This is a genomic window from Mycobacterium sp. SMC-8 (assembly GCF_025263565.1).
Classification (GTDB): domain Bacteria; phylum Actinomycetota; class Actinomycetes; order Mycobacteriales; family Mycobacteriaceae; genus Mycobacterium.
This window is the reverse complement of record NZ_CP079868.1, coordinates 42627-65515: the sequence shown is the minus strand read 5'-3', so window position 1 is coordinate 65515 and position 22889 is coordinate 42627. Positions and strand designations below refer to the sequence as shown.

At 65.4% G+C, this 22889-nt stretch carries 22 protein-coding genes, 3 pseudogenes and 1 other annotated feature; of the genes and pseudogenes, 18 read left to right on the top strand and 7 right to left on the bottom strand.

Going from position 1 to position 22889, the window contains the following annotated elements:
- Nucleotides 1–37: 37 nt before the first annotated feature.
- Nucleotides 38–897, top strand: a pseudogene (locus KXD97_RS32805) (IS3 family transposase); the annotation flags it as partial.
- Nucleotides 307–441 (top strand) — a sequence feature (AL1L pseudoknot). Its footprint overlaps the pseudogene before it by 135 nt.
- 157 nt (nt 898–1054) lie before the next feature.
- Here the strand turns inward: KXD97_RS32805 and KXD97_RS32800 are convergent.
- Nucleotides 1055–2446, bottom strand: coding sequence for an IS1380 family transposase (locus KXD97_RS32800; RefSeq protein WP_260752049.1), 1392 nt, complete (start codon nt 2444–2446; stop codon nt 1055–1057).
- Between the two features lie 118 nt (nt 2447–2564).
- Here KXD97_RS32800 and KXD97_RS32795 point away from each other — a divergent pair.
- The 9 genes and pseudogenes from KXD97_RS32795 to KXD97_RS32755 all read left to right on the top strand — a co-directional run.
- Nucleotides 2565–2753: pseudogene (locus tag KXD97_RS32795) on the top strand (IS3 family transposase); the annotation flags it as partial.
- A gap of 101 nt (nt 2754–2854) precedes the next feature.
- The gene (locus KXD97_RS32790; RefSeq protein ID WP_260754055.1) at nt 2855–3937 is read left to right on the top strand and encodes a tyrosine-type recombinase/integrase; all 1083 of its coding nucleotides are present in this window, start codon (nt 2855–2857) and stop codon (nt 3935–3937) included.
- Nucleotides 3903–4355: a hypothetical protein gene (locus tag KXD97_RS32785; RefSeq protein ID WP_260758608.1), complete on the top strand. Its 453-nt coding sequence runs from the start codon at nt 3903–3905 to the stop codon at nt 4353–4355. Before KXD97_RS32790 ends, KXD97_RS32785 begins: the two co-directional genes overlap by 35 nt.
- Before the next feature lie 10 nt (nt 4356–4365).
- Nucleotides 4366–5820 (top strand): site-specific integrase, encoded by a 1455-nt coding sequence (locus KXD97_RS32780; protein WP_260758607.1) that lies wholly within the window; start codon nt 4366–4368, stop codon nt 5818–5820.
- The gene (locus KXD97_RS32775; RefSeq protein WP_260754051.1) at nt 5817–6116 is read left to right on the top strand and encodes a hypothetical protein; all 300 of its coding nucleotides are present in this window, start codon (nt 5817–5819) and stop codon (nt 6114–6116) included. The genes KXD97_RS32780 and KXD97_RS32775 overlap by 4 nt, the downstream gene beginning before the upstream one ends.
- A gap of 43 nt (nt 6117–6159) precedes the next feature.
- A pseudogene (locus KXD97_RS32770) lies at nt 6160–6402 on the top strand (integrase core domain-containing protein); the annotation flags it as partial.
- 465 nt (nt 6403–6867) lie between these two features.
- Nucleotides 6868–7488 (top strand): helix-turn-helix domain-containing protein, encoded by a 621-nt coding sequence (locus tag KXD97_RS32765; RefSeq protein ID WP_260755034.1) that lies wholly within the window; start codon nt 6868–6870, stop codon nt 7486–7488.
- A gap of 89 nt (nt 7489–7577) precedes the next feature.
- A complete protein-coding gene (locus KXD97_RS32760) occupies nt 7578–9068 on the top strand; it encodes a DDE-type integrase/transposase/recombinase (RefSeq protein ID WP_260758606.1) in 1491 nt (496 codons plus the stop codon).
- Complete coding sequence (locus KXD97_RS32755; RefSeq protein ID WP_260758605.1) at nt 9065–9880, top strand: ExeA family protein; 816 nt, start codon at nt 9065–9067, stop codon at nt 9878–9880. Before KXD97_RS32760 ends, KXD97_RS32755 begins: the two co-directional genes overlap by 4 nt.
- Nucleotides 9881–9956: 76 nt before the next feature.
- On the opposite strand, the gene KXD97_RS32750 is transcribed toward KXD97_RS32755, so the two are convergent.
- The 3 genes from KXD97_RS32750 to KXD97_RS32740 all read right to left on the bottom strand — a co-directional run bounded on the left by KXD97_RS32750 (nt 9957) and on the right by KXD97_RS32740 (nt 11844).
- Nucleotides 9957–10316, bottom strand: coding sequence for a hypothetical protein (locus KXD97_RS32750; protein ID WP_260758604.1), 360 nt, complete (start codon nt 10314–10316; stop codon nt 9957–9959).
- A complete protein-coding gene (locus KXD97_RS32745; RefSeq protein ID WP_260758603.1) occupies nt 10313–11308 on the bottom strand; it encodes a hypothetical protein in 996 nt (331 codons plus the stop codon). The genes KXD97_RS32750 and KXD97_RS32745 overlap by 4 nt, the downstream gene beginning before the upstream one ends.
- 356 nt (nt 11309–11664) lie before the next feature.
- Entirely contained in the window at nt 11665–11844 is a 180-nt protein-coding gene (locus tag KXD97_RS32740) for a hypothetical protein (RefSeq protein ID WP_260758602.1), read from the bottom strand.
- A gap of 582 nt (nt 11845–12426) precedes the next feature.
- On the opposite strand from KXD97_RS32740, the gene KXD97_RS32735 reads away from it, so the two are divergent.
- Nucleotides 12427–12831 carry a hypothetical protein gene (locus KXD97_RS32735; protein ID WP_260758601.1) on the top strand — a complete coding sequence of 135 codons (405 nt, stop codon included), beginning with the start codon at nt 12427–12429 and terminating at the stop codon, nt 12829–12831.
- Between the two features lie 15 nt (nt 12832–12846).
- Here the strand turns inward: KXD97_RS32735 and KXD97_RS32730 are convergent, their stop codons facing one another.
- Together KXD97_RS32730 and KXD97_RS32725 are read right to left on the bottom strand one after the other, a co-directional pair.
- Entirely contained in the window at nt 12847–13428 is a 582-nt protein-coding gene (locus tag KXD97_RS32730; RefSeq protein WP_260758599.1) for a hypothetical protein, read from the bottom strand.
- Nucleotides 13425–14819 carry an ATP-binding protein gene (locus KXD97_RS32725; protein WP_396885720.1) on the bottom strand — a complete coding sequence of 465 codons (1395 nt, stop codon included), beginning with the start codon at nt 14817–14819 and terminating at the stop codon, nt 13425–13427. Before KXD97_RS32725 ends, KXD97_RS32730 begins: the two co-directional genes overlap by 4 nt.
- A 149-nt stretch (nt 14820–14968) precedes the next feature.
- Here KXD97_RS32725 and KXD97_RS32720 point away from each other — a divergent pair, with 149 nt between their 5' ends.
- From KXD97_RS32720 to KXD97_RS32690, 7 genes are all read left to right on the top strand, one after another.
- A complete protein-coding gene (locus KXD97_RS32720) occupies nt 14969–15811 on the top strand; it encodes a hypothetical protein (protein WP_260758596.1) in 843 nt (280 codons plus the stop codon).
- A 519-nt stretch (nt 15812–16330) separates the two neighbouring features.
- Nucleotides 16331–18016 (top strand): DUF6883 domain-containing protein, encoded by a 1686-nt coding sequence (locus tag KXD97_RS32715; RefSeq protein ID WP_260758595.1) that lies wholly within the window; start codon nt 16331–16333, stop codon nt 18014–18016.
- Between the two features lie 57 nt (nt 18017–18073).
- Complete coding sequence (locus tag KXD97_RS32710) at nt 18074–18520, top strand: hypothetical protein (protein ID WP_260758594.1); 447 nt, start codon at nt 18074–18076, stop codon at nt 18518–18520.
- On the top strand, nt 18513–19364 hold the full coding sequence (locus KXD97_RS32705) for a hypothetical protein (RefSeq protein WP_260758593.1): 852 nt from the start codon (nt 18513–18515) through the stop codon (nt 19362–19364). The genes KXD97_RS32710 and KXD97_RS32705 overlap by 8 nt, the downstream gene beginning before the upstream one ends.
- Nucleotides 19365–19391: 27 nt before the next feature.
- Nucleotides 19392–19793, top strand: a complete 402-nt coding sequence (locus KXD97_RS32700) for a holo-ACP synthase (RefSeq protein ID WP_260758591.1) — start codon at nt 19392–19394, stop codon at nt 19791–19793.
- Nucleotides 19780–20184 (top strand): helix-turn-helix domain-containing protein, encoded by a 405-nt coding sequence (locus KXD97_RS32695; RefSeq protein WP_260758589.1) that lies wholly within the window; start codon nt 19780–19782, stop codon nt 20182–20184. Before KXD97_RS32700 ends, KXD97_RS32695 begins: the two co-directional genes overlap by 14 nt.
- A 1-nt stretch (nt 20185) precedes the next feature.
- Complete coding sequence (locus KXD97_RS32690) at nt 20186–21478, top strand: ImmA/IrrE family metallo-endopeptidase (protein WP_260758587.1); 1293 nt, start codon at nt 20186–20188, stop codon at nt 21476–21478.
- Nucleotides 21479–21743: 265 nt separating this feature from the next.
- On the opposite strand, the gene KXD97_RS32685 is transcribed toward KXD97_RS32690, so the two are convergent.
- Nucleotides 21744–22829 (bottom strand): IS630 family transposase, encoded by a 1086-nt coding sequence (locus KXD97_RS32685; RefSeq protein ID WP_260751415.1) that lies wholly within the window; start codon nt 22827–22829, stop codon nt 21744–21746.
- Nucleotides 22830–22889: the final 60 nt, after the last annotated feature.

Sequence of the window (22889 nt, the reverse complement as noted above, 5' to 3'; positions counted from 1 at the left end):
TGATGCCGCATCTTTCTGAGTTGGAAGGATGCAAACCATGCCGAAGAAGATCGACCCGAACGTCAGGGAGCGCTGTGTGCGGCAGGTGCTGGATACCTTGCCGCTGTACCCGTCGGTGACTGCCGCGTGTGAGGCCGTCGCGCGGCGTGAGGGCGTTGGGAAGGAATCGGTGCGCCGCTGGGTCGTGCAGGCTCAGATCGACGGGGGTCAGCGTCAGGGCGCTACGAGCGAGGAGCTCGCTGAGATCAAGGAGCTCAAGGCCAAGGTGCGCCGGCTTGAGGAGGATAACGAGATTCTGCGGCGGGCCTCGATTTTCTTCGCGGGGGAACTCGACCCCCGCAACCGATGATCGTCGCGTTCATCGACGAGCTGCGGGCCCAGGGCCACGCGGTCGAGTCGATCTGTCGAGTCCTGCGTGAGCAGGGCGCGCAGATCGCCGCGCGGACCTACCGTGACTGGGCACGGGCCAACCGGCCTGTCGCTGACCGGACGATCACCGACGCCATGGTCACCAATCAGGTTCGCGACCTGGTCTGGACGGTCGATCACGCAGGAGTGCGGCGGATGACCCCAGAAGGTCTCTACGGCCGCCGGAAAATGACAGCGCTCGTGAAGCGCACCACCCCCAACGCGTCGCCGGGCAGCGTGGACCGAGCGATGAGATTGCTTGGCCTGCAGGGTGTCCGACGCTCAAAGGGGATCCGGACCACTATCGCGGCCAAGGACGGTAAGCGCGCCGGTGATCTCCTCGATCGGGACTTCACGGCCCAAGCACCCAACCGCACCTGGGTCATGGACTTCACCTACGCCCGCACCTGGGTTGGATTTGTCTACGTCGCGTTCATCCTCGACGTGTTCGCCCAGAAGATCATCGCGTGGAACGTGGCACCCACTAAGCCTGGATACACCGATCGGCGGTTGGTGTGGGGTTGAATCTGGTTGTGAGGCTTTGAGCTGATGTATAGGTCCCAGTGGGCGTGGCTGATCGCCCGATCTCGGTATCGGGTTGTTCCTGTTGGTGTTTCGCGTCGAAGGCCGGTAGGGAGTGGTCTGATTAGGCCGTGAGCGGCTGATATCGGCCGAAGAGGTTGCCGAACAGCAAGTTCCATGCGTGTTCCCAGGGCCAGTTGCGCGGCAGGTGCAACGTCAGCCGTCGTGCCGAGGAGGCGATGCGTGCGGGCACGGTGATCAGCGTGCGGCGGATGGTGGCGGTGCGGGCCTTGGCCAGCGTGGGGCCGGTGAGGGTGGCCGCGGCGCGGGTGAGGTTGAACGCGATGACCGCCAGCACCAACCATGCACTATTGGCCGAGAACCGGCCTGACGGTAGATGGGCCAGCGCGGAGGCTTTCAGGTCGGCGTGGACCTGTTCGATGATCGCGTGGCCGCGGTGAGTCTTGTCGGCGGTGACGGTGTCCAGATCGGTGGTCGTAAAGAAGGCGTGAAACCGCCAGGTGTCGAACAGGGTGGCCTGTCCATCGCTGGTGGGGTTCAGGTCGGGGATGCGGCGTACCACCAAGCGGCCCGGGACCTGCTGGTGGGTTTTCTTGGAGCTGAACGCGGTGAATCCGATCTCGGCGACCTCGGCCCGGGAGATCCATTGGCCGGTGTTTTCGTCGTAGACGGCGTCGGTGTACTCGATCGAGGTCCACGCATCATCGTTGATGGCCGCGATCGCAGCCTTGACTTTCGAGTCCAGGGGCACGGTGATCGACACCTCGGCGCCACCGCGCAGCGCCGCGCCCACGCTGCGGTGACCGTAGAACGCCGAATCGGCGCGGACCAGCGGCTTGCTGGTGGCCTCGGGTGAGCGCAGCCGTGTCACAGTGGACAGGGTGTCGCTGATCATGCGGGCAGCTCCGCGTGGGGAGCCACACGAGCCTTTGCGCAGGCGTTGGGCGGCGATCACCGGAGCACACTGACCGGTGGTGACCGTGGCCAGCAGGGCGTTGAGACCCCGGACTCCGGAGTAGCCGTAACCGGATCCTTGCTTGCTGTAGCCGTGGACTTCGATGATGGTGTCGTCGAGATCGACCAGCACGGGGCCGTCGATGCCGGCCAGCACCGGGGTGCGTTCGTGCAGGCTCGCCAGCACCCGCGCCGCGATGGCGTCGAGTTGGCGGACGTGGCCGAAGCTGAATTCCCGCAGGAACGAGCCCAGCGTCGAGGGTGCATACGGACGGTCGAACACCGTGCGCATCGCGCCGTGGCGCAGCAGGCGCATATCGTCGATGCTGTCCGCGCCAGCGACCATCCCCGCGACCAGCGCGCTCACCTTCGCCCCCGCGTTGGAGCCCTTGTCCGTGGGCACCGTGAGGTGCTCATCAGCCAACGCGGCCAGACCGCATTCTTGCGCCAACGCGGTGATCGGGACCAGTCCGGCGCACGACACCAGGTTCGGATCATCGAAGCGGGCCGCCGCGACGGGCCGAGTGTGAGATAGTTGCATCTACGAGATGCCCTTCGTAGTGGCTGAATTGGATCCTGAACAAATCTCATTCTCCCACCACGACAGGGCATTTCGCTGTTTCAACCCACCCAGGCCGCCACCTAATCGGTGTATCCAGGCTAAGGCGGTCGAGCTGGTCGACGTGCCGCTACGCATGGCCTTGTGGCAGCGCGACCGTGAGGGTCACCCCGTGGTCCGCGGAGAGCTCATCGGTCACGCCGATGCCGGGTCGCAATACACCTCGATCACTTTCACCGACCACCTTGCCGAGGAGGGCATCTTGCCCTCGATCGGGTCGGTAGCCGACTGCCTGTTGACCGGCTAATCCGGGAGAATGCAGGCACGTAAACGACACGCCAGCAAGGAAAATGCTTGACTGGCGGTAGGCGGCGGGGTTGCACTTGTCTTATGGCGATTCAGCATCAGCTGCGTCTGCACCCAGGCACCGATGTCGCCTGGGTGTTGTCCGGTCCGGGCTGTGAGAAGTACGCGTTGGTCAACGAGTACCTGGGGTATTTGGCCGACCGGAATTATTCTCCCCGCACGCTGCGGGCCTACGGCTATGACCTGCTGGCATTCTGCCGTTGGCTCGACGACGTCGATGTCACATTGAGTGCGGTGACCACCGAGACGGTGCTGGACTTCATGCGGCACTGCCGGCAGACTCCGATCGCGGGGCGCCCCGCCAATGTGGTGTCGATGACCGGCGCGGCCTACGACCACTACTCGTCGACGACCATCAACCACCGCCTTGCCGCATTGACCGGCCTGTACCAGTTCCGCGAACTGCGTGACCCCAGGCTGCGGAGCCCGATCCCTAGTGGCCGCGAAGCCCGTCGGGTCAGCGCTGAGGAACGCACCGGCTTGCTTGGACATTTGGTCCGGCCCAAACGCCGATCGGCGCTGCGGCTGCGCGAACCGCGTCGGCTGCCGCGGGCCTTGAATCGTCACGAGACCGCTCAGCTGTTATCGAGCCTGCGGACGTGGCGTGACCGGGCACTGGCTGGGCTGATGTTGTTGTCCGGGCTTCGATCTGGAGAACTGCTGACCCTCAACGTGACCGATGTCGATATCGGTGCCCGCTGGGTGAAGGTGATGGGCAAAGGCGCCAAGGAGCGCCGCGTGCCTCTCGATGTGGAGGTCGCCGGGCTGATCCAAACCTATCTGCTCGTTGAAAGACCCGAATCGGACAGCAACCTCCTATTCCTGGTCGCGAAAGGCCCGCATCGGGGCCAACCCTTGACCGCGGCCGGTTTACGCACAATCTTCCGGTATCACCGAGCCAAGACCGGGGTGCTCGCGGGTCACCCGCATGCGTTACGACATACCTTCGGCACCGCGATGGCCGAGGCCGGGGTGGATCTGGCGGTGATGCAAGCTCTGCTCGGGCACTCCCACATCGACACCACAGCCCGCTACATCCATCTGGCACCCATCCACGTCAAGGCGGAATACGATGCTGCCCGAACACGATTACGTTCCCGCCCCTGAAACACCGGCGCAGATCTACGCTGCCTACCTGGTTCACCTACAACGCCGGGACCGCGGCAACACCGCTTATGCCCAAGCCGCCCGATCGTTTCTACGGCGCTGGCCCCGAGTCCAGACCTGGGCCGACATCCCACTGCAGCAGCAGTTGGCGGCGAACTGTTCGACGCGGCCGTTTATCACGTTCCTGATGGTCAGCCGACGGCTGCAACCGGGTTACGACTACCTCGTGCACCGCAAACTCTGCAGCCTCTGGCACGAGCTGACCGACAGCTGCCTGCAACCCGACCTCGATCAGTTCCTGCGCGCAGCAGCCGAATTGGGTTTCAGTCAGCGGGTCGCTTCGGCGATCGGCTCGCAGATCATCGCCCGTCCTGCTGATCCAGACCGCCCGCCCCCTGGCCGATCTGCGGGAACATGATCTGCAAGAGTTGCTGCACGCTTGCGATAGCCGACAGGAACGCACCGGCCGCGGTGCCAGGCACTATCGCAGCACCACCCACAGTGCCCGCCAGATCCTGTTCCACCTCGGCATCCTCGACGACCAAGCACCTCCGGCGGTCGCCCCGTTGACCCTCGAGGAGCGCATGGCCGACGTCCCGGCGGCGCTGCGGCCGGAGTTCGTGGCCTATCTGAACCGCAAATACGCCACCTGCGTGCCCAAAACGGTCAGCTCCCTGGCCACCCGATTGGCACATTTCGGCCGCTACCTCGCCGCCACCGACCCCAGCCTGACCTCGCTGAACCAACTGGACCGCCGCCGGCACATCGAGCCGTTCATCACCTCGCTGACCACCGCCACCAACAGCGTCACCGGTGAGCCGATCACCATCGCCGACCGGATCCGACGCATCCACGCGGTGGGCAACTTCCTGGCCGAAATCACCGAATGGGGATGGGACGACGCCCCACCGCGGCGCCTGATCTTCCGCACCGACATGCCGCGGCCACCCCGCTGTCTGCCCCGATATCTACCGGTCGATGCAGACCGCACACTCACTGCCGCCCTGGCGAAATCACCTTACCGACTCGCCGCTGACGCCCTGCTGGTGCAGCGGGCCTGCGGACTGCGCATCGGTGAACTGCTCGACCTCGAACTCGACTGCATCCACGAGATCCCGGGCCAGGGATCGTGGCTCAAAGTTCCCCTCGGCAAGCTCAACTCCGAACGCATGATCCCCGTCGACGACGAGGTCCTCACCCTCGTGGACCGCATCACCACAACCCGCTCCTGCGGGCGACCGATGATCCATCCCCGCACCGGCGCCCCCGCCGACTTCCTGTTCACTCACCACGGGAAAAGACTGTCCCAGAACGCAATACGCGAAGAACTGAACCGGGCAGCCCAAGCTGCTGGCCTAGGACACATCACACCGCATCAACTGCGACACACCTATGCCACTGCACTGATCAACGCTGGAGTATCGCTGCAGGCCCTCATGGCACTGCTGGGCCACGTCTCCTCCCAGATGAGTCTGCGATATGCCCACCTCTTCGACCACACCGTACGCACCGAATACGAACGCGCCTTGGACCTGGCCAAAAGTCATATCGGAGCGCTGCCCACCACCACCGCAGTCGGGTTGCCGCTGACCGATATCACCGGCACCGGCTGGAAAGACACCCCGGCCATCAAATCCCGCCTGGCCGGCGGATACTGCCTACGCGCACCCGCGCAAGGGTCCTGCCCGTATGCCAACATCTGCGAACACTGTCCCAGCTTCCACACCGACGCCACCCACCTCGCTGTCCTTGCCGCCCAACGCATCGACGCCCACGATCTGGCCGTAGACGCAGAAAAACGGGGATGGATCAACGAAGCCGACCGCCACCGCAAGCTCGTCTCCCGACTCGACGCGCTCATCACCGCAGCGGCATCCGCATGAACGAACCCGCCCTGCTGCGCGTCGAACGGGTCTGCGCCAACCTCGCCACCGCCGGCCAGCCCATCACCTTCACCGCCGTCGCCGAGCACGCCCAGATCAGCCGCGCCACCCTCTACCGCGACCGCCAGCTCCGCGCCATCGTCGACGAACACCGCACCCGACAAACCGACGCCCGCACCCTCACCGGCCTGGCCACCGACGTCGCCCACCTACGCACCGCCGTCGAAGCACTCGCCGCACGCGTCAAACGCCACGACGAACAACTCCGCAAACTCACCACACCACCCCGACAATGAACCACTCCGCACGCCAACACAGCTCCCTGAGCCCGCATTAGCCGGTCAAGCCTACGACAACGCGTTGATGGAGTGCGTAATCGGGTTGTACAAGACCGAGTGCATCCGCACCACGATCTTCCACGCCGGCCCCTACCGCAACATCGGAGACGTCGAGTACGCCACCGCCGGCTGGGTCGACTGGTACAACACCAGGCGCCTGCACAGCAGCCTTGAGATGATGACCCCCGTGGAGTTCGAGCAAGCCCATTACGCGACCCTCAACCGAGAGCCGCAACCCGTATAGAAGCGGCGGAGAACCTGGGGCGGTTCATTTTGTTCATCACGATGCGCAATCGCTCAGCGGCCTGGGCGTTGTCCTGGTGTTGCTGTGGGGTGCGGCTATTGACGATGGCGCGGTGGGCGGCATTGGAGATCCGTCGGGCGGGCTGGTCGGGTTGTGAGTCCAGGGGGCTCAGTCGTCGGGTGAGCCACCGTTCGAACCGGTGATACTCGCGGGCCTGATCCTTGCGAGTCCCGAACAGCCGCGAGAGATCCTGGCCCGCCATCCCGACTGTTGACCGTCTCTCGGGATGACGATCACGGGGTATGTGGACGTCATTGAGCGTGCTGATGTGGCCTGTGCCGCCGTTGTCGAATTGATCTTGTTCGTGTGCACCGTCAGTGTGACGAGGAACTGATGGGTGCGCGGCACCTCGCTGAAGTCTTGGCGGGCTTGCGAGGTGCCGCGCTGTAGTGCTCGGAGGCACTGATGGTGACGGTAGAGGTCGATTCTGTCCGCGTCGAGTCCCGGCTGGCTGGTGGGGCGATCGCCTGTCCGGCTTGCCTGGACGGTGTGCTCGGCGGCTGGGGGTATGCCCGCGCCCGCCACGTCGAGGGGCTCGATGATCCGGTGCGGCCGCGCCGGGCCCGGTGCCGCTCTTGTCTGGTCACTCATGTGTTGTTGCCGGTCACCATGCTGTTGCGCAGAGCATATGCAGCCGAGCGGATTTGGATGGCGCTGTCGGCGCGGGCTGAAGGGGTAGGGCATCGCGGGATCGCTGCCCGGTTGCAGGTACCGCCGTCAACGGTGCGGGGCTGGCTGCGGCGGGCTGGGCAGCGTCTGGAGTCGATGCGGGCGTGGTTTGTCACGGTGGCGGTGCGTACGGGGATCGATGTGACGATCCCCGACGGACTCGGCTGTGGTTGGCGTGACGTCGAGGCGGCGGTCTTGGTCGCCGCGTCGGCGATCGGGCAGCGGTTCGGGTCGGCCGGGTTGCTGGGCGTGGTGACGCCGGCGCTGGTGATGGTGGCCGTCAGCGGCGGCCGGTTGTTGGCGCCCGGGTGGCCGCCGATGTCATCGGCGGTGCCACACAACACCAGTTGCCCCTGACGCGCTGTCAGGTGATCGGTGATCCTCGCCAGGGCGCCTGTCCGGCACCGGTTTCGGGTGGGGCCATCGACTGCGAGGAGGGCACTGCGGTGTCGTTGGAGGACCACAAGCGTCGGGAACGGGCCAATGCGATCGGGTTGTTCCGCTATCAGGTGATCTGCCCCGCGCTGGAAGACGGCGTCTCCACCCGCCAGCGCGGCCGGGTGGTCCGTGAGATCGCCGAACGCCGCCATATCGATCCGTTCGGTTCCCAGGTCCAGATCGCCCGCGCGACGCTGGATCGCTGGATCCGGCGTTACCGCGGTGGCGGGTTCGAAGCGCTGGTGCCTGAGCCGCGCCGGCTAGCCACCCGCACCGATGTCGGGGTGCTGGAGTTGGCCGCCTCGCTCAAGCGGGAGAACCCGGCCCGCACCGCCGCGCAGGTGGCTCGCATCCTGCGCACCGCGACCGGGTGGGCGCCCTCGGAATCGACCCTGCTGCGCCACTTCCATCGGTGCGAGCTGATGGGCCCGGCCGCAGGTCAGAGCACGGAGGTGTTCGGCCGGTTCGAAGCCGCTGACCCCAACGAACTGTGGGTCGGCGACGCTTTGCATGGCCCGCGGGTCGGGGACCGCAAAACCTACCTGTTCGCCTTCCTCGACGACCATTCCCGGCTGGTCGTCGGGCACCGGTTCGGATTCGCCGAAGACACCGTGCGCCTGGCCGCCGCGCTCAAACCCGCGCTGGCCGCCCGCGGAGTGCCCGCCGGAATCTATGTCGACAACGGCTCGGCGTTCGTCGATGCCTGGCTGCTGCGGGCGTGCGCGAAACTCGGGATCCGGCTGGTGCACTCCGCGCCCGGGCGCCCGCAAGGCCGAGGCAAGATCGAACGGTTCTTCCGCACCGTGCGCGAACAGTTCCTCGTCGAGGTCACCGACACCAGCAGCGAGGACCTCACAGCGGCCGGGGTCGCCCACACCGCGGCGTTGTTGGAACTCAACCGGCTGTTCATGGCCTGGGTCGAAACCGAATACCACCGACGGACTCATTCCGAGACCGAACAGGCACCACTGGCACGGTGGGAAGCCGGCTTCGACCGGCTCGGCGGGTCACCGGCATTGCCGACCGCCGCGGATCTGACCGAAGCGTTCTTGTGGTCGGAGTTTCGCGTGGTGACCAAGACCGCCACCGTGTCGCTGCACTCCAACACCTACCGAGTCGACCCCGCCCTGGCCGGGCGCCGCGTGGAGCTGGTGTTCTCCCCGTTCGACCTGCACACCATCGAGGTCCGCTACCGCGATCAAAGCTTCGGCGCCGCGGCGCCGCACACCATCACCCGCCACGCTCACCCGAAAGCCCGACCCGAGGCCGCTGGCCCAGCGCCTGCGCCGGCGGCGACCGGGATCGACTACCTGGCATTGACCGCCGCCGCCCACCACGCCCAACTGCGTGACGATGAACGCATCGGCTACCACGCCCTCTACGGCACCGAGGTCACAGCCACCGACGACATTGTGGTCAACGACCAGGTCCTCGGACAGCTCGCGTTGACCGACCTCGGTGCCGAGAACTCTGACCATGAAGGTGAGGCCTCGGCGTGAGTATTCAACGACTGCAATCACACTGGGGATTCTCCCGGATGCCGTTCGGACGCGACCTCGGCCCCTCGATGCTGCACCGCTATCCCGGACACAGCGAAGCGATCGCCCGGATCTCCTGGTGTGTGGACCAATGCGCCATCGGAGTCATCACCGGCGAAGTCGGTGCCGGCAAAACCGTGGCCATCCGCGCCGCAGCCACCTCCTTGGATCCGGCGCGACACGTCATCATCTACCTGGCCAACCCCACCATCGGCGTGCGCGGCATGCTCACCCACATCGTGGCTGCCCTCGGACACACCCCGGTCTTTCACACCGCCCGACTGGCACCCCAGGCCGCCGACGCTCTGGCCGCCGAACACGCCGAACGCGGCCGCAGCCCCGTGCTGGTCGTCGATGAAGCCCACCTGCTCGACAACCATCAACTAGAAGCGATCCGGCTGCTGACCAACCACGACATGGACTCCGGATCCCCATTCGCCGTCGTACTCGTCGGCCAACCCACCCTGCGCCACCGGCTACGTCTCGGAGTCCTGGCCGCCCTGGACCAGCGCATCGCAGTGCGCTACACCCTGCCCGGCATGACACCAGACGACACCGCCGACTACATCAACCACCACACCAAAATCGCCGGCCGCTCCGACGTCCTATTCGCCGACGACGCGATCACCTTGATCCACAATGCCTCGCGCGGGCACCCCCGCGCGGTCAACAACCTCGCCCTGCACGCCCTGACCGCCGCGTTCGCCGCCGGTCACTCCATCGTCGGAGAGAAAGCCGCACGCATCGCCATCAGCGAAACAGCAACCGACTGAACCCAAGTCGCTTCACCGCGACGAACACCACGTCACCACGACGACGACCCCGTCACGACGACGACCACGGCCCCGCTCACCACACCGAGCGGGGCCGTTCCCATCGGCCACTCGTCACCAAACTCGATGATGCCCATATCCTCATCCACAGCGACGGGCAACACCCGACTTCGGCGAGTTGACGCGCGGATAGGTCTGCGAGGGTGTTGAGGATCGCTTTGTAGCTCGGCGTCCTGCCCAGGATGATCAGGCTCAGCGCGCAGATCAACACGGCCTCGATCGTGTAGTTGACCCCTCGTTGGGTGGACGGCCTGTCGCTGCCGGGCGCTTGGTAGCTGTCGATGAGTCGGGCGGTCCCGGATCGTCGGATGATGATCTTGGCTTGGCGGAACATGTTGTCCGACAGCCGGTATGAGGGCTGGAAGTCGGCGATCATAGGGTGTTCTCCTTGGTCAGGGCGATGGCGTGTTGCAGGGCGAAAGTGGGTAGGTGGTCTCGTTGGTCGGACAGGATTTGTGCGGTCTGGACGTCGGCGAGCTGAAGCATCAATGCCGCCGGTACCCGGGTGGCCATCTCGATCAGCCACCGATTGCGTAGGGCGCTGGCATCGAATCCGCGGTAGCCGCGGTTACGGAGGTGTTCGGCGACTCGGTTGGTGGCGTTGCGTTCGACTTCACCGTTGGCGTTTCGCAACAAGAACCCTGATTTTCTGGTGCTTGCCAGTGCCAGCAGTCGCTGACTGATCTCGACGTCGGCGACCGGTACCTGCCGGTGTCCTCCGGCGTTGTTCGGCAGGCTCACGATCGCCACGGGCTCGCCGTCCCAGCTGGCTTGGGAGATCGAGTGCCCGGTGAGGGTTTTGAAGTCGCCGGCCCGCGCCCCGGCGCCCAGGCAGCAATCCAGGACCACGAACAGCCGCTGTGACAGCGAGGTGGGCAGCGTTGGGGCCAGTGCGTAGAGCTCATCGATCAGCTTCGGGCTTGCTGCCGGCGTTCGCGGGACGTGAGGTTGGGCCAGCGCCTGCCGCTGCGGGTATTCCCGCGGGTGAACGAGTCGGCCGACGGCATACAGCTGGCCGCGGATTGTGCGCATGCTTCGTGCCGGCCGATAGGTCTGTAGGTAGTTCAGGTAGGTGTCGACGTTGGCGCGTCGAAACGACGCCTTGAAGTTGAAGGCGTCCATTCGGTCGGCATCGATGGCGAGGAACCGGGCCACGGTCCGGACCGCATCCCGATCGGTGTAGCTCGTAGCCTCGTCGGTGAGACACCACAGTCGCTTGCCCGTCTCGATCGACGGCGCGACGTACGCCTTCTTCACACCGCGCAACACATCGATGCTGTCGAGACGGGCGTACCGCTGCGGGTCGATAGCCGGGTCGAACGCCGGCAACACCAGGCGGGCACCCTTGATGGCTGATTCGACGTGCACGGCTGGTGTGTGCGGATCTGGTTCGTCTGGCGATGCCGCAGCCATTGCAGGATGGCGCGCCATCAGCGCCGCCCCAGCGACACACCGGGGCTGTTGTTGACATGGTTGAGCAAACAGAGTGCAATAAGCACAGTTCCTCCTCGAGGGAACATCTGAATACAGAAGTTGCGGCTCAGTGCTGCGCGAGACAGGCCGGGGCTGCAACCTCGGCCTTGTCTGCTTTTACGGTCTACCGGCCCTCCTGTGGAGGGCGTTCACTGTTGTCGCGTTCTAGTCTGTCTCCCTTCGCTCGCGTGTCTTGTTAGTGGACGTGGTCGGTTGGTGCCCGAAGGCGGCGGCTCTAAAGTCCGCTGCTTTCAGACTTTCTCGTTCGACTCCGCTGTGTTAGCCAGTCCGGCGTCGATCAGACGGTTGCCCGCTTCAGAGACCGACACGTTCCACTCCTCGGCGCGTTGATACAGCGCCTCCGCCGTCGCCGGGAACAGCCGAAGCTCCACACGAGTGCGCTGCAAGCGTGGCGCCTGGCGCGGCGTCACGGGAAATTCCCACCCAAGTGCCGGTTCATATCCGGGAAACTAACGGCCCAGCGCAGCAAATACGGTCAACGCCGCGATAGGCGTGTCGGGTTACCTCGGCAACCGGATGTTTACCGCTGGCGGAAACTCTCGCCAGGCGGACAGGCACGTCTCGCTCCTCGGGGCGACGAGCCCGGCGCACGGCAATGTTCGGAGATGCAACACCGGGAGCCCGCCAGCGAGACAAGATGTGAGAGAGTTCACATCAAGGGTGCCAGGCGGGGCGCGACGGCTGTCGCCTGTCGCGTCAATTCGACCTGCCGGACTGGGTCGCTGCTGGGCGGGCGGCACGGCTACTGCGGACCCCGTCCTGCTCGCGGGGCGAGCAGTCCGGTGCCAACGTCGGGGGTTAGATCGACGGATCACATGCTGATTCGGTTGCGCACCAACGGTTCTTGTCCGTTTCGATCACTTCCGGGTAACTGGTCATCGTTGCTGGGGGCATTGCGGATCTATGCCTTTTCGGATGCTGCAACGGGTTGGTCGCACCACGAATGGCCAGCGCCGAAGGACTTGTCCGCCATGCATGCGACAGTGCTGGTCATGACCAACAGCCGCGAGGAGTCCGATCGCGTCGGGGTTGATGAGCTTCTGCCGGGTATGACCGGGGTCTGGCTCTTCGTGTCCCAGGGCAGTCGTCAGGAGTGGGATCTGGACGCGATGACCTACATGCGTATCGCCGGCCAGGACAGTAAGTCTGGGCGGTTCGCGTTGGACGGTCAGCGCATGCCGATTACTCGGGTGGGACGGTGGCCGCGGGTCGGTTCTACGTCGTTGGTGTTCTACGACGACCCCGCGAGGCCACTGGACTATGAGCAGTTTCGGCAGTCGTCGCGGGTCGAATCCATCACCCGGATCACGCCGATCGCGTCGGCCGGCCGGCCCGCCGGTTCGACCGGCTATCTGCTCCTCGATGCGCTGGCCGATGAGGACGCCGCCGACAGCTGAGCCCGTGGTCAGTCGCTATGCCGGTGTGTATCCGAGCGTTCCGGCGCAGGTGGTGCAGAGGGTTTTGACGCGGATGCTGCGGCTGCGGTGCAGGATGCCGGGCGCTCCGCAGCGTTCGCAGATGAGGGCGGAGACGCGTTCGGCGTCGTCGGTGACGGCGTCGAGCAACTCGGGATCGGGATCGTCGCCGCTGGCCTGACAGTAGTAACGCAGGGTGCCGAACTTCTCCTTGATCTGATGCACCCGGTAGTCGGGATCAAGCCGGGCCAGCTCGGCGTCGGTGGCGATCACGAGGGAATACCAGCCGGCGTCGACGCTCAGCCGGCGCCCCCACCCGTCCGGGATGCGTCGCAGGATGGACTCGATCGCAATCTTGTGTTGTCCGGCGTCGGGTGGGATGCGCAGCGCATTGCGATGCTCGTGTGGGTCAATATCCATGGCCGTGAGGCGTCCGGTCACGTCGACGTCGGCGGGTGTGGCGGTGCCGTTGTTGAGCGCCTTGCTCATCGCGGTGATGTCGGATTCGGCGGCCTGCAAGCGGATCTGCTTCGCCTCGGTCAGCTCCGGGATGCCGTCGTCATCGCCGCCGGTGGTCACAGGTACATCCCCTCGGCGGGGGTGGCGCGGTAGCGGCCGCTGCCCACCTCGGCCAGCAGCGCGGTGGTGGTGAGGAGGCCGGTGTCGTCGGCGGCCAGGACGGCACGGCGCACGATCTCGCGCAGGTCACTGCCGCTGGTGTGCTCCGGGAGGGCGGCGGCCACCGTGTCGGTGTCGACGGTGTCGGCGCCCGGCAGTCCGGTCAGCAGGGCGGTCAGGATGCGGGCGGCATCAGCACGGGTGGGGTAGCCGATGTCGACGATGGCGTCGAAGCGGCCGGTGCGGATCGCGGCCCTGTCCAAGGTGGCCGGATCGTTGGTGGAGGCCAGAGTGAGAATGCGGGCGTCGGCGGCGATGTCCATGGCCTGCAATAGTTCCGAAAGTCCACCGCCGCCGGTGCTGCGGTCGCGGCACCACAGGTCGACGTCCTCGAGGATCAGCAGGATCGGGCCGCCGAGACGCTGCGCTTCCTCGATGACGGCAGTTAGGAGGTGTTCACCGGCTCTGGCCTCGACGTAGATCACGGTGAACTCGCCGACGACCTCCGCGGCGATCACCGCCGAGACCGCGGACTTGCCGGTACCCGGCGGCCCGCACAGCAGGACACCGCGGCGGGCACCCAGGCCGTGGGTGTTGAGCAGGTCGTGGCGATCCCGGACGGCGGTCAAACCGAGGTCGAGCTCGTGCCACACCTGTTCGTCGACGATGACGGTGTCACGGGCCGCGGTGACGGGCAGGTCGGTGACCGTGAGGCGCAGGCCGTGGGAGTAGCTGGCGCGCAAGGCGCGTCCGCGGTAAGGGTTGAGCTCGTTGGCGCGTTCAGCCAACCGATCCAGCACCTCGCGCACAGCGTCCTGGTGATCAGGGGTGGCGAACGCGCTAACCTCCGGGAAATGCATCGCGGTCTGTCGTGTCTCGATGCCGATCACACACCCGGTATCGGGGAGCAGTGTCCCGGCCGGGAAGTGCGCGCGCAGGCATTGAGGGTGGCGGTAGGTGCGGTCGCCGATCCGGGTCTGGGTCCACCTGGGCGGCTGCGCACGCGCACCGGGCCCGAACTCGACCACCTCGGAGTGGGCGGTGATCAATTCGGCCAGCGCGACCGCGGTGGTCAGCCGCGACACCGGATTGAGCTCGCGGTCCTCATCGACGAGCAGCCCCGCGTCGGCGACGCCGAGGCAGCGGGCGGTGAACCGGTCCGCCGATTCCGCCCCCGCCGGGCGGTGGGTGACACCGACGAGCAACTCCCCCAGGGCCCGCAGCCCCGCGCGGGCGTCCTCGGGCAGCTGGTTGAGGTAGTCGCCGACATCGGTAATCGGCAGGTGCCGGACACCGCTTCCCGTCATGACGCGGTCAGGCGTTGTGGCTGTTGCTTTTTCGGTGAGAGTCATCGCTTCGTATGGGGTCGGCGGGATGGAGCAAAGTCGTACAGACTCTCACCTTGCAGCGGCACTGGCAAGGACTTTTTCTCCGTCATGCTCGCGGCGCGCCACGGAATTCGCGCGACACGGTGACGGCGGTGGTGTCATCCTCACTTCCCGTGACCGACGACCCGCGACCGCTGACGGCGGCCGACTACCTGGAGCGCAGTGAGCGTGCCCGCGCGCAGGCGCGTGCCCGCTACGTCGCCTATCTGGCGGAGATGCTTCATGCGCGGGGCATCCCAAATTCCGTAGACGTGGCGGACGCGGTGTTGGCTGCGTTGACCGAGTGGCCCGACATCGAGACCGGTGAGCCGTGCCGCTGCTCCTGTCACCCGCAACTGCCCAGCAGCGAGCTCCACGACCTCGGCTTCGACTGCAACTGCAACCGCACACAGGACCAACGGCGCGACTCAATGCGCAAGCTGCTCAACGACATCGACGAGTATTGGCGATCCACCGAAGGCCTCCGCGCCCGAGCCTCCGATGAGACCGCCGAGGATGAACTGCAGGCCTGGCTTAGCCAACACCAGGGTGTCGTCGTCGAGAGCCACGGCGGCTGGGCACCCGAACAGTGGCGCGGCACCGTCGACGGACACCGCTTCTACTTCCGCGAACGCGGCGGCGACTGGGACGTCGAAATCGACCTCCGCCCCACCGGAGAATCCATGCGGATCATCGACGGCCAGAACGACGAGGGCACCACCCGCTATCGACAGCAGAGCATCGAACGCGGACAAATCATCGCCTCCGGCACCACCTACACCGGCGGATACGGAGCCACCCCCGTTGAGCGCGCCGGATTCATCGTCACCACCATCCGCGACCACCTCCGCAAGCAGACCTACGCACACCACCCCGACAAACTCGACGCGATCAGCACCGTCCTCGGGAGCAGTGTCGACTGGTGTCCGACGTGCGGAATCCGTCTCGCGATCAGCGCCGATCCGAGTCCTTTTTGAGTTGGAGCTGTGCCACCTCCGCCTCGAGGTCTGCGATCCGTTTATCAAGTGCTGCCCTTGTCGGCTTGCGTACCCCTGTAGCCGTGCGTCGTGCGTCAATTCCGGGCGGCGAGGCCGCCCGACCGAGGGCACGAGCATCGATGACTGTTGCAAGGGTCGCAGCCACATTCGGCGCAACTTGTCGATCCGGTGAAGGCCTCGTGGACGGACTTGGGGCTGGCGACCGGGAACCTCTGACCTAGGCGCTGTGTGTGGCTCGTTGCCGAGAAACTGAAGGATCCCATCGGACTTTCCCGGATTGCTCCACAACGCGGGGTCGAGCTTGATCGCATCAGCGGGAGCTCCCGGACTGCTGATGCGCATCACAGTTCGCAGGATGTCGACAATGCTGGGCCGTTTGTAGTGTGTGGTCCTCGGAAGTCGGCCCCGGAACTTCAGCTTTGAATCGGGCGGAGCGGAATCCCCGTGTCCGACGTTTGCTCGTTGCACTCATCTCGACGCGCCTCAGATACTCGTTGTATGGCAATCTTCGCGTTCCTCTTCGGGCACCGATCACCCGACGCCCCGATAGCCGATGGCGACGTCCGCACCCGTATCGTCCGCGCGCTCGTCGCGGAATCAGTTGCCGGTGTGGAGATCTCAACGACGATCAGGGATGGCTTAACACTATTTGAGGATTTGGCAGTCCGCCCCACGCAGGTGCGCAAATTCCGCGGCGGACAGCCACCGCCCCGCGACGATCTGGCAGCCGTCCGTGGGGAAGCCGCGCGGCCCTTCAAGCGGCCATGGACAGTCGTCATTTCTGAAGAGGTATTCGCACCGGTCGGTGAACCGGACTGGGTGTTCTCGGTGCGTTCACAGTCTGATCCCCGCGCGGTTATGTACCTGCTGTCGGACTTCGCCGAGGCCCACCGAGAAGCCTGGCACACCGGGGATCCGCGCGTGATCGACACCGAATTGGCTGCTGGCCCACTCACGGCCTTCGCCGTCGCACCTGTTCCCCGGTGCTCCGCCGCCCGATTGCACAACGCACTGGCCAACGCAGCCGGCTACCTCGGTGCCATGGAAGTCGACGCTGGCCACCCAGGGCTGTTCAGGGTGCTGTGGACAGGCCTGATTCCCACGCATCAGGTGGTAGGCACCAATCTACGGTTTCTCGACAACATGCCCGGACACGAAGCAGACCGATACGCCCTTGATGAAGAGGAAGAACCGGGGGACAACTGGTGGTGGCAGACTGGCGCCTCGTCATTCTCGTGGATAGCCGAAGCCGGTGCGTATGGGCCCTCGAATGCTGTTAAGCCGTTGCCAGACTCGCCTCGCGGCGCGACCGTGCGCGAGCACCTGAGCCGCCTCGTGAAACTCTCTCCTATGGAGCAGATCATCAGCGAACTCGCCGACGACCCGGCGAAGTTTCCTCCGGGGCCGCAAACGTTCTCAGCCTCGAAAATGCCCGGCGCCGATGGTGTCACGGTCCCTGAAGCCAAGCTGGCCGGGTATGCGCTGAATCCGGCTCACCCGAGCGGTCGGCATAAGGCGCGGCTTTTTCGGGAACTTTTGGGCATCGAAGCTGATGATTGGCGGTTTTTGGCCGGGCAGCTGCGGCGGGGAGTTCGCCGCGCCCCGGCGCTTCGCCAAGTCCGTGGCGACGAATTCGGGGTGCGCTTCGATGTCGTCGTCGCCGTGAAAGGACGAAACGGTGCCGTCAAACCGGTGCTGTCGGGCTGGATTCTCCGGCCAGGGCAGCCTGCCAGTCTCACCACCGCATGGGTAGCGCGCCGTGGAACCGAGGCTGACGTCGCCGCCGACGACGTAGCAGTACTACCACCGACCTCTCGCCAACAGTGGGAACTGCTCTGGGAGGCTGCCGCGGTCGCCGCCGGCGAAGCCGCCCAACTGACGGTCCCCAACCCGGTCTTCGTGGCCCAGGACCACACGACCGAGGTATGGCGTGCTGAGGGCGCCGAAGGCGCCGCCCTAGTGGCCGTTCCCGACGAACCGAGCGGGTTCGCCACCTGGTTGCGTAGGACGGGTCGCGGCGGTGCGGGCCCCCGTTCTGGCACATGGGTGGCCGCGCCCGTGCGCGGATACGACGGTGCATCGGCCTGGGCAGACACTTTCGCCGAGGTGCTGGGCTGGCATGGCATTGACTGTGAGGTCTACGCCATGTTGGACGGCCCAAACCCGCCACACAATCCAACGTAGACCCGCCATCGAGGCGGTACAGTTGCGCATGATGTCAGAAAATGCGACATTGGTGTCGTGAGATCAGACGTTGGTGTGGCGGTGCCGTCAGTGGGAAGCACGTTCTTCCCACCGGCGGGACCGACCACGCCTACCGGTTGGTCCACCCCGGTCCGGTCGCTGGCCGAGCGCATCAGCGCGTTGCCGGGTTTGACCCGACAGGCGTTGGAGCGCCCCGATGTCGCCGGGCTGCAGGCGACGCTGCAAGAGATGTGCGCGCAGCTGGGGGGTTCGGCGGGCGGCCCCGCGGCCACTGGCGAACTGCACGGCAACGGGACGGCGCGTATCACCAGCCTGGTGGCGGTCTGGCTGATCGGCAGGGTCTCTCAGGCCTATCTGCCGGGCAGCAAGCTCGTGAAGCTGTCGCGGGTTCGAGACCCTGATGTGTTGCGCAGCATCGGCGGCGTGGCTGACCTACTGGTCCGAGCGATCCGGGCCGATTTAGGAGTGAACCCTGATGAGTAGTTACATCCCACCAGCCGAGAATCTCAGCACGGCCTGGTATCGGACCCTGGAGCACGTCGGGGCCCATGGCGGCCACGGGATCAACGTCATCAGCACGGTGCAGAATCCGTTGGCGCCGCAGGACCCGGTCATCCGATCGGCTCTGGATGCTGTCCTGACCGAGGGGAACCGCAACAAGGTGCGCATTCAGCCCGTCGACACCGTCGCAGGCACCATCTTTCCCCGGGACCTCTACGCCGACACCGGGCTGATCTATCACGCCGGGATGGACACCGAAGAACTCGCCAAGCTCGACTCCAGTGCCGAGGATCTCTACGCGGCGTACGGCGAGATGTTGCCGATACTGTGCACGGATACAGCCAATAATCGCGGAACGTACTTCGGTCGCATGGTGACTTGGCCCGGCAAGGTGGGCGGGGGCATCAATCAACTCGCTGACCGCATCAAGCGGTTGCGCCGCAGCATGAGCGCCAATGTCGGCCAGCGCAACGTCGAGGACTTCGCGATCGCCGGTGAGGCCGAGCTTCTCGACGGCGCAGTGGGATTGCAGGTCTTTGCCCCCAGCGACCGGCGTGAGCGGGGGTTTCCGTGCCTGGTGCACGTCGATCTCACGCTGTTTGAAGGCCGGCTGAGCATGGCCGCGACCTATCGTCACCAACTCCTGATCACAAAGGCATATGGGAACCTCGTAGGCCTATGCGATCTGCTGGCATTCATTGCTCAGCACACGGGTTTTGGTGTCGGTGAGCTGTTGGTGAACGCGACGTTCGCCGATGCCGAACTCGGCACCTACACCAAAGGTGTCGTCGCCGATCTGCTCACCGCAGCCCGAACTGGGTTCTAAACCATGGCGGCACGTGTTGGAGTCGGCGTGGACCTGGTCAAGATCTCGTCAGTGCGCGACATGCTCGACAGCGGCGGCCTCGCGTTCGAGGAATTATGCTGGACTGCAACCGAACTGGAACACTGCGATGGATCCGCCCCGCGCCTGGCTGCCCGCTGGGCCGCCAAAGAGGCGACCATGAAGGCGCTCGGCCGCGGTATCGGCGAAATAGACCCAACCGACATCGAGGTGACCGGCTGTGAGGGGCAAGTGCCCGGGCTGCGACTACACGGCACGGCGTTGGCCCTCGCCGAAAGGCACCATCTCGACCTCGCGTTGTCGATGAGCCACGAAGACGACTTCGCCATCGCGTTCGTAGTGGCCACCCCTCGCTCAGCGGACAACTGTGAGCGCTGCCCTCTGGAAGGTGCCAACGATGGAAGCCAATGAACAGCAGGCCGTCGGCCAACGGCTGCGCTCCGCCCGCGAAACCCTAGGCCTGACACAAGAAGACGTCGCCGGCGCCCTGGGTATTCAACGCACCAGCGTGATCGCGATGGAAGCGGGTAAACGCGGCGTCGGCGCATTGGAGCTACGCCGGCTTGCCCGCCTCTACCGGCGCAGCGTGGGGTGGGTCCTCGGCGAGGAACCCGACCCCGACATCGCCTCCGACGACGATCACGCGCTCTACCGCGCGACCGCGGAACTCTCTCCCGACGACAAAGCACAGGTCCTGCGTTTCGCACAGTTCCTGGCCGCAGGCAGCTCCCCACCCGACACGCCCGGCGGTCGCACAGGGATCACAGAGCGACGTCGACCCAAGTCACCTCAGGCCGACTGACATGGTCACGCGAACCCAATTCCGGCACGCTGTACAGGAAGCCGACAGCTTGCTGCAGGAACTCGACATCAACCAGGAAGCGCCGATCGACGTTTTTCACATCGTCGACCGACTCGGCCTCTGGCTGGTCTTCAACCCCCTGAAAACCCTGTTGGGGGCGGCAGTGCCGAAGGGCGATGGCGGAATCATGCTCACCACGGAGCGCGGGGCGGCGGTGCAACGGTTCACCGCCGCCCACGAGATCGGGCACTGGGTTCTCGACTACGGCCAAGCCGCATTCGACAGCGAGCAAGACATCTACCATCCCTCCGGGGACCGTGAGGTTCTTGCTCAAGTCTTCGCCAGCCAACTACTCATGCCCCCACCACTGATCTACGCGGCGTGCGCCGAACATGGCCTCGACAGCCCGAAAACCGCAACACCCACGGCGGTCTACCTGGTAGCACGTGACATCGGGGCCAGCTACGAAGCCGTGGCCAGGCAACTGGCCAACCTCGAGATCATCGGTGGGACCCTTCGCGACGAACTCCTCAAGAAGCAGCCCGCCGCCATCAAGTCAGAGCTCTGTCGTGGCCACCGGCCAACGGGAGCGGTCGACGTGTGGCCATTGGAGGGTGTCGAGTCCGGGGGCACTACGTTGACCGTCACCGAGGGTGACGAGGTCGTGGTGTTGCTACCCGAGAACCGCACTACAGGACATCGCTGGCTCACCGACGACGAACTCGCCAGACGCGCGCTGCACACTCGCGCCGATCCTCCCGAAATCGCCACAGCAGCGCACGAAGACACCATCAACCTCGACACCACTGACGAGCCGACTCTACGGGTGGCATCGGTTGATGACGCCCTGGCACGCATCCCCGGCAACACCGGCGCCATCCGGATCCTTCCCGCCCCCGACGCGGCAGAATTGCCCGCCCCCGCGGAGAAGCTCCCGTCCCTGGAGCTGGTCGATGACCAGTATCACGTCTCCCGAGGGCCCCTCGCAGCGTCCGAACGTCGCAGCGCACGACGGGCCATCGCTCGTCAACGCGATACGCCCGGCGGCGCGATCAGCCCCGGGGCTCCGATTGGAGGCACGGGCACACGCCTACTCGCGCTGCGATCGACAGACGAAGGGCACTCGGCGTTCCTCATCGTGTACAGCTCCGCCTACGACCCAACGGCGCCAGCGATCGAAACCTACCGTCTCGAGGTCGACGTCAAGCCCACGCCAGCCGTGCTGCGCCGCCGCGAATATCTGAACGTCGATCTCGACGACCCCGGCGATCAGATTGAGGACGCGAGTGACTAGCGCACTGTCCCCGACCCCCGCTGCCGGGCGGCAAGGCCGGCCCAACATTGACCTGCGCCCGCTCATCGATGGTCAACTGATGGACCAGGGTGCGCGTCCGATGTGCCTGCCGTTCGCGCTGAGTCACGCCCATGCCGCCCTGCTGACCACCAGTGGCATAGCCACCGCAGGAGCTGGGCTTGCACCAGAAGCGATCTGGTGGCACTGCACCCACCAGGGCGTGACTTCAGCGGGCGGCACAAAGCTCGAGCACGCCGCCCGGGCGCTAGTGTCCTGAGTCATTAATTCGGTTGCAGTAGTTGGCGATGCTTGCCAGGATCTGGTCGGCGGTCTTAGTCCAGACGTAAGGCTTGGGGTTGTCGTTCCAGGTGTCGATCCAGGCACGGATATCGGCGTTGAGTTGCCGCACCGAGGTGTGAGTGGAGCGGCGCAGTTTCTTGGTGGTCAGCTCGGCAAACCAGCGCTCGACGAGATTGAGCCACGAGGAGCTGGTCGGGGTGAAGTGCAGGACGAATCTGGGATGGCTTGCCAGCCAACGCTTCACCGCAGGCGTCTTGTGTGTGGAGGCATTGTCGAGGACCAGATGCACATCGAGATCGTCGGGAACTTCGGCATCGATCTTCTTGAGGAAGGCCAGGAACTCGGTGGCCCGGTGCCGGGAGTGCAGCGCGCCGATGACCTTGCCGGTGGTCAGGTCGAGGGCGGCGTACAAGCTGGAGGTGCCGTGGCGGACGTAGTCGTGGCTGGCTCGCGCCGGGGTTCCGGGCAGCATCGGAAACACGGGCTGGGTGCGATTAAGGGCCTGGATCTGCGTCTTCTCATCCACGCAGAGCACCAGCGCCCGCTCCGGCGGGTCCAGGTACAGGCCGACGACATCGCGGACTTTGGCCACGAACAGCGGATCCTTCGATAGCTTCCATGAGTCCTGCTTGTGGGGAGCCAGTCCGAACGCTCGCCAGACCCGCGACACCATCGACTGACTCAACCCCAAATGAGCGGCCATCGAGCGGGTCGACCAATGAGTGGCATCCGGCGGGGTGGTCTCCAGCGTCTTGGTGATCAACGCTTCGATCTGGTCGTCGCCGACGACCCGCGGACGACCCGGGCGAGGCTCGTCAACCAACCCGTCTAGACGTAATTCGACGAACCGGTTGCGCCATCGCCGCACCGTGCCGATCGACAGTTCCAGCCGATCGGCGAGTTCGGTGTTGGAGCCACCGTCGGCGGCTGCCAACACAATTCGAGCCCGCATCGCCAGACCCGCGGCACTGGATCGTCGCCGCGCCCACCCCTCCAACTCGGCCCGCTCGTCAGTGGTCAAGACAATCTTCGCGGCATGAGGTGTCGGCACAACCCAGTCTAACAACTAGATCGCAATTAATGACTCAGGACACTAGACGACTGTGGTCAG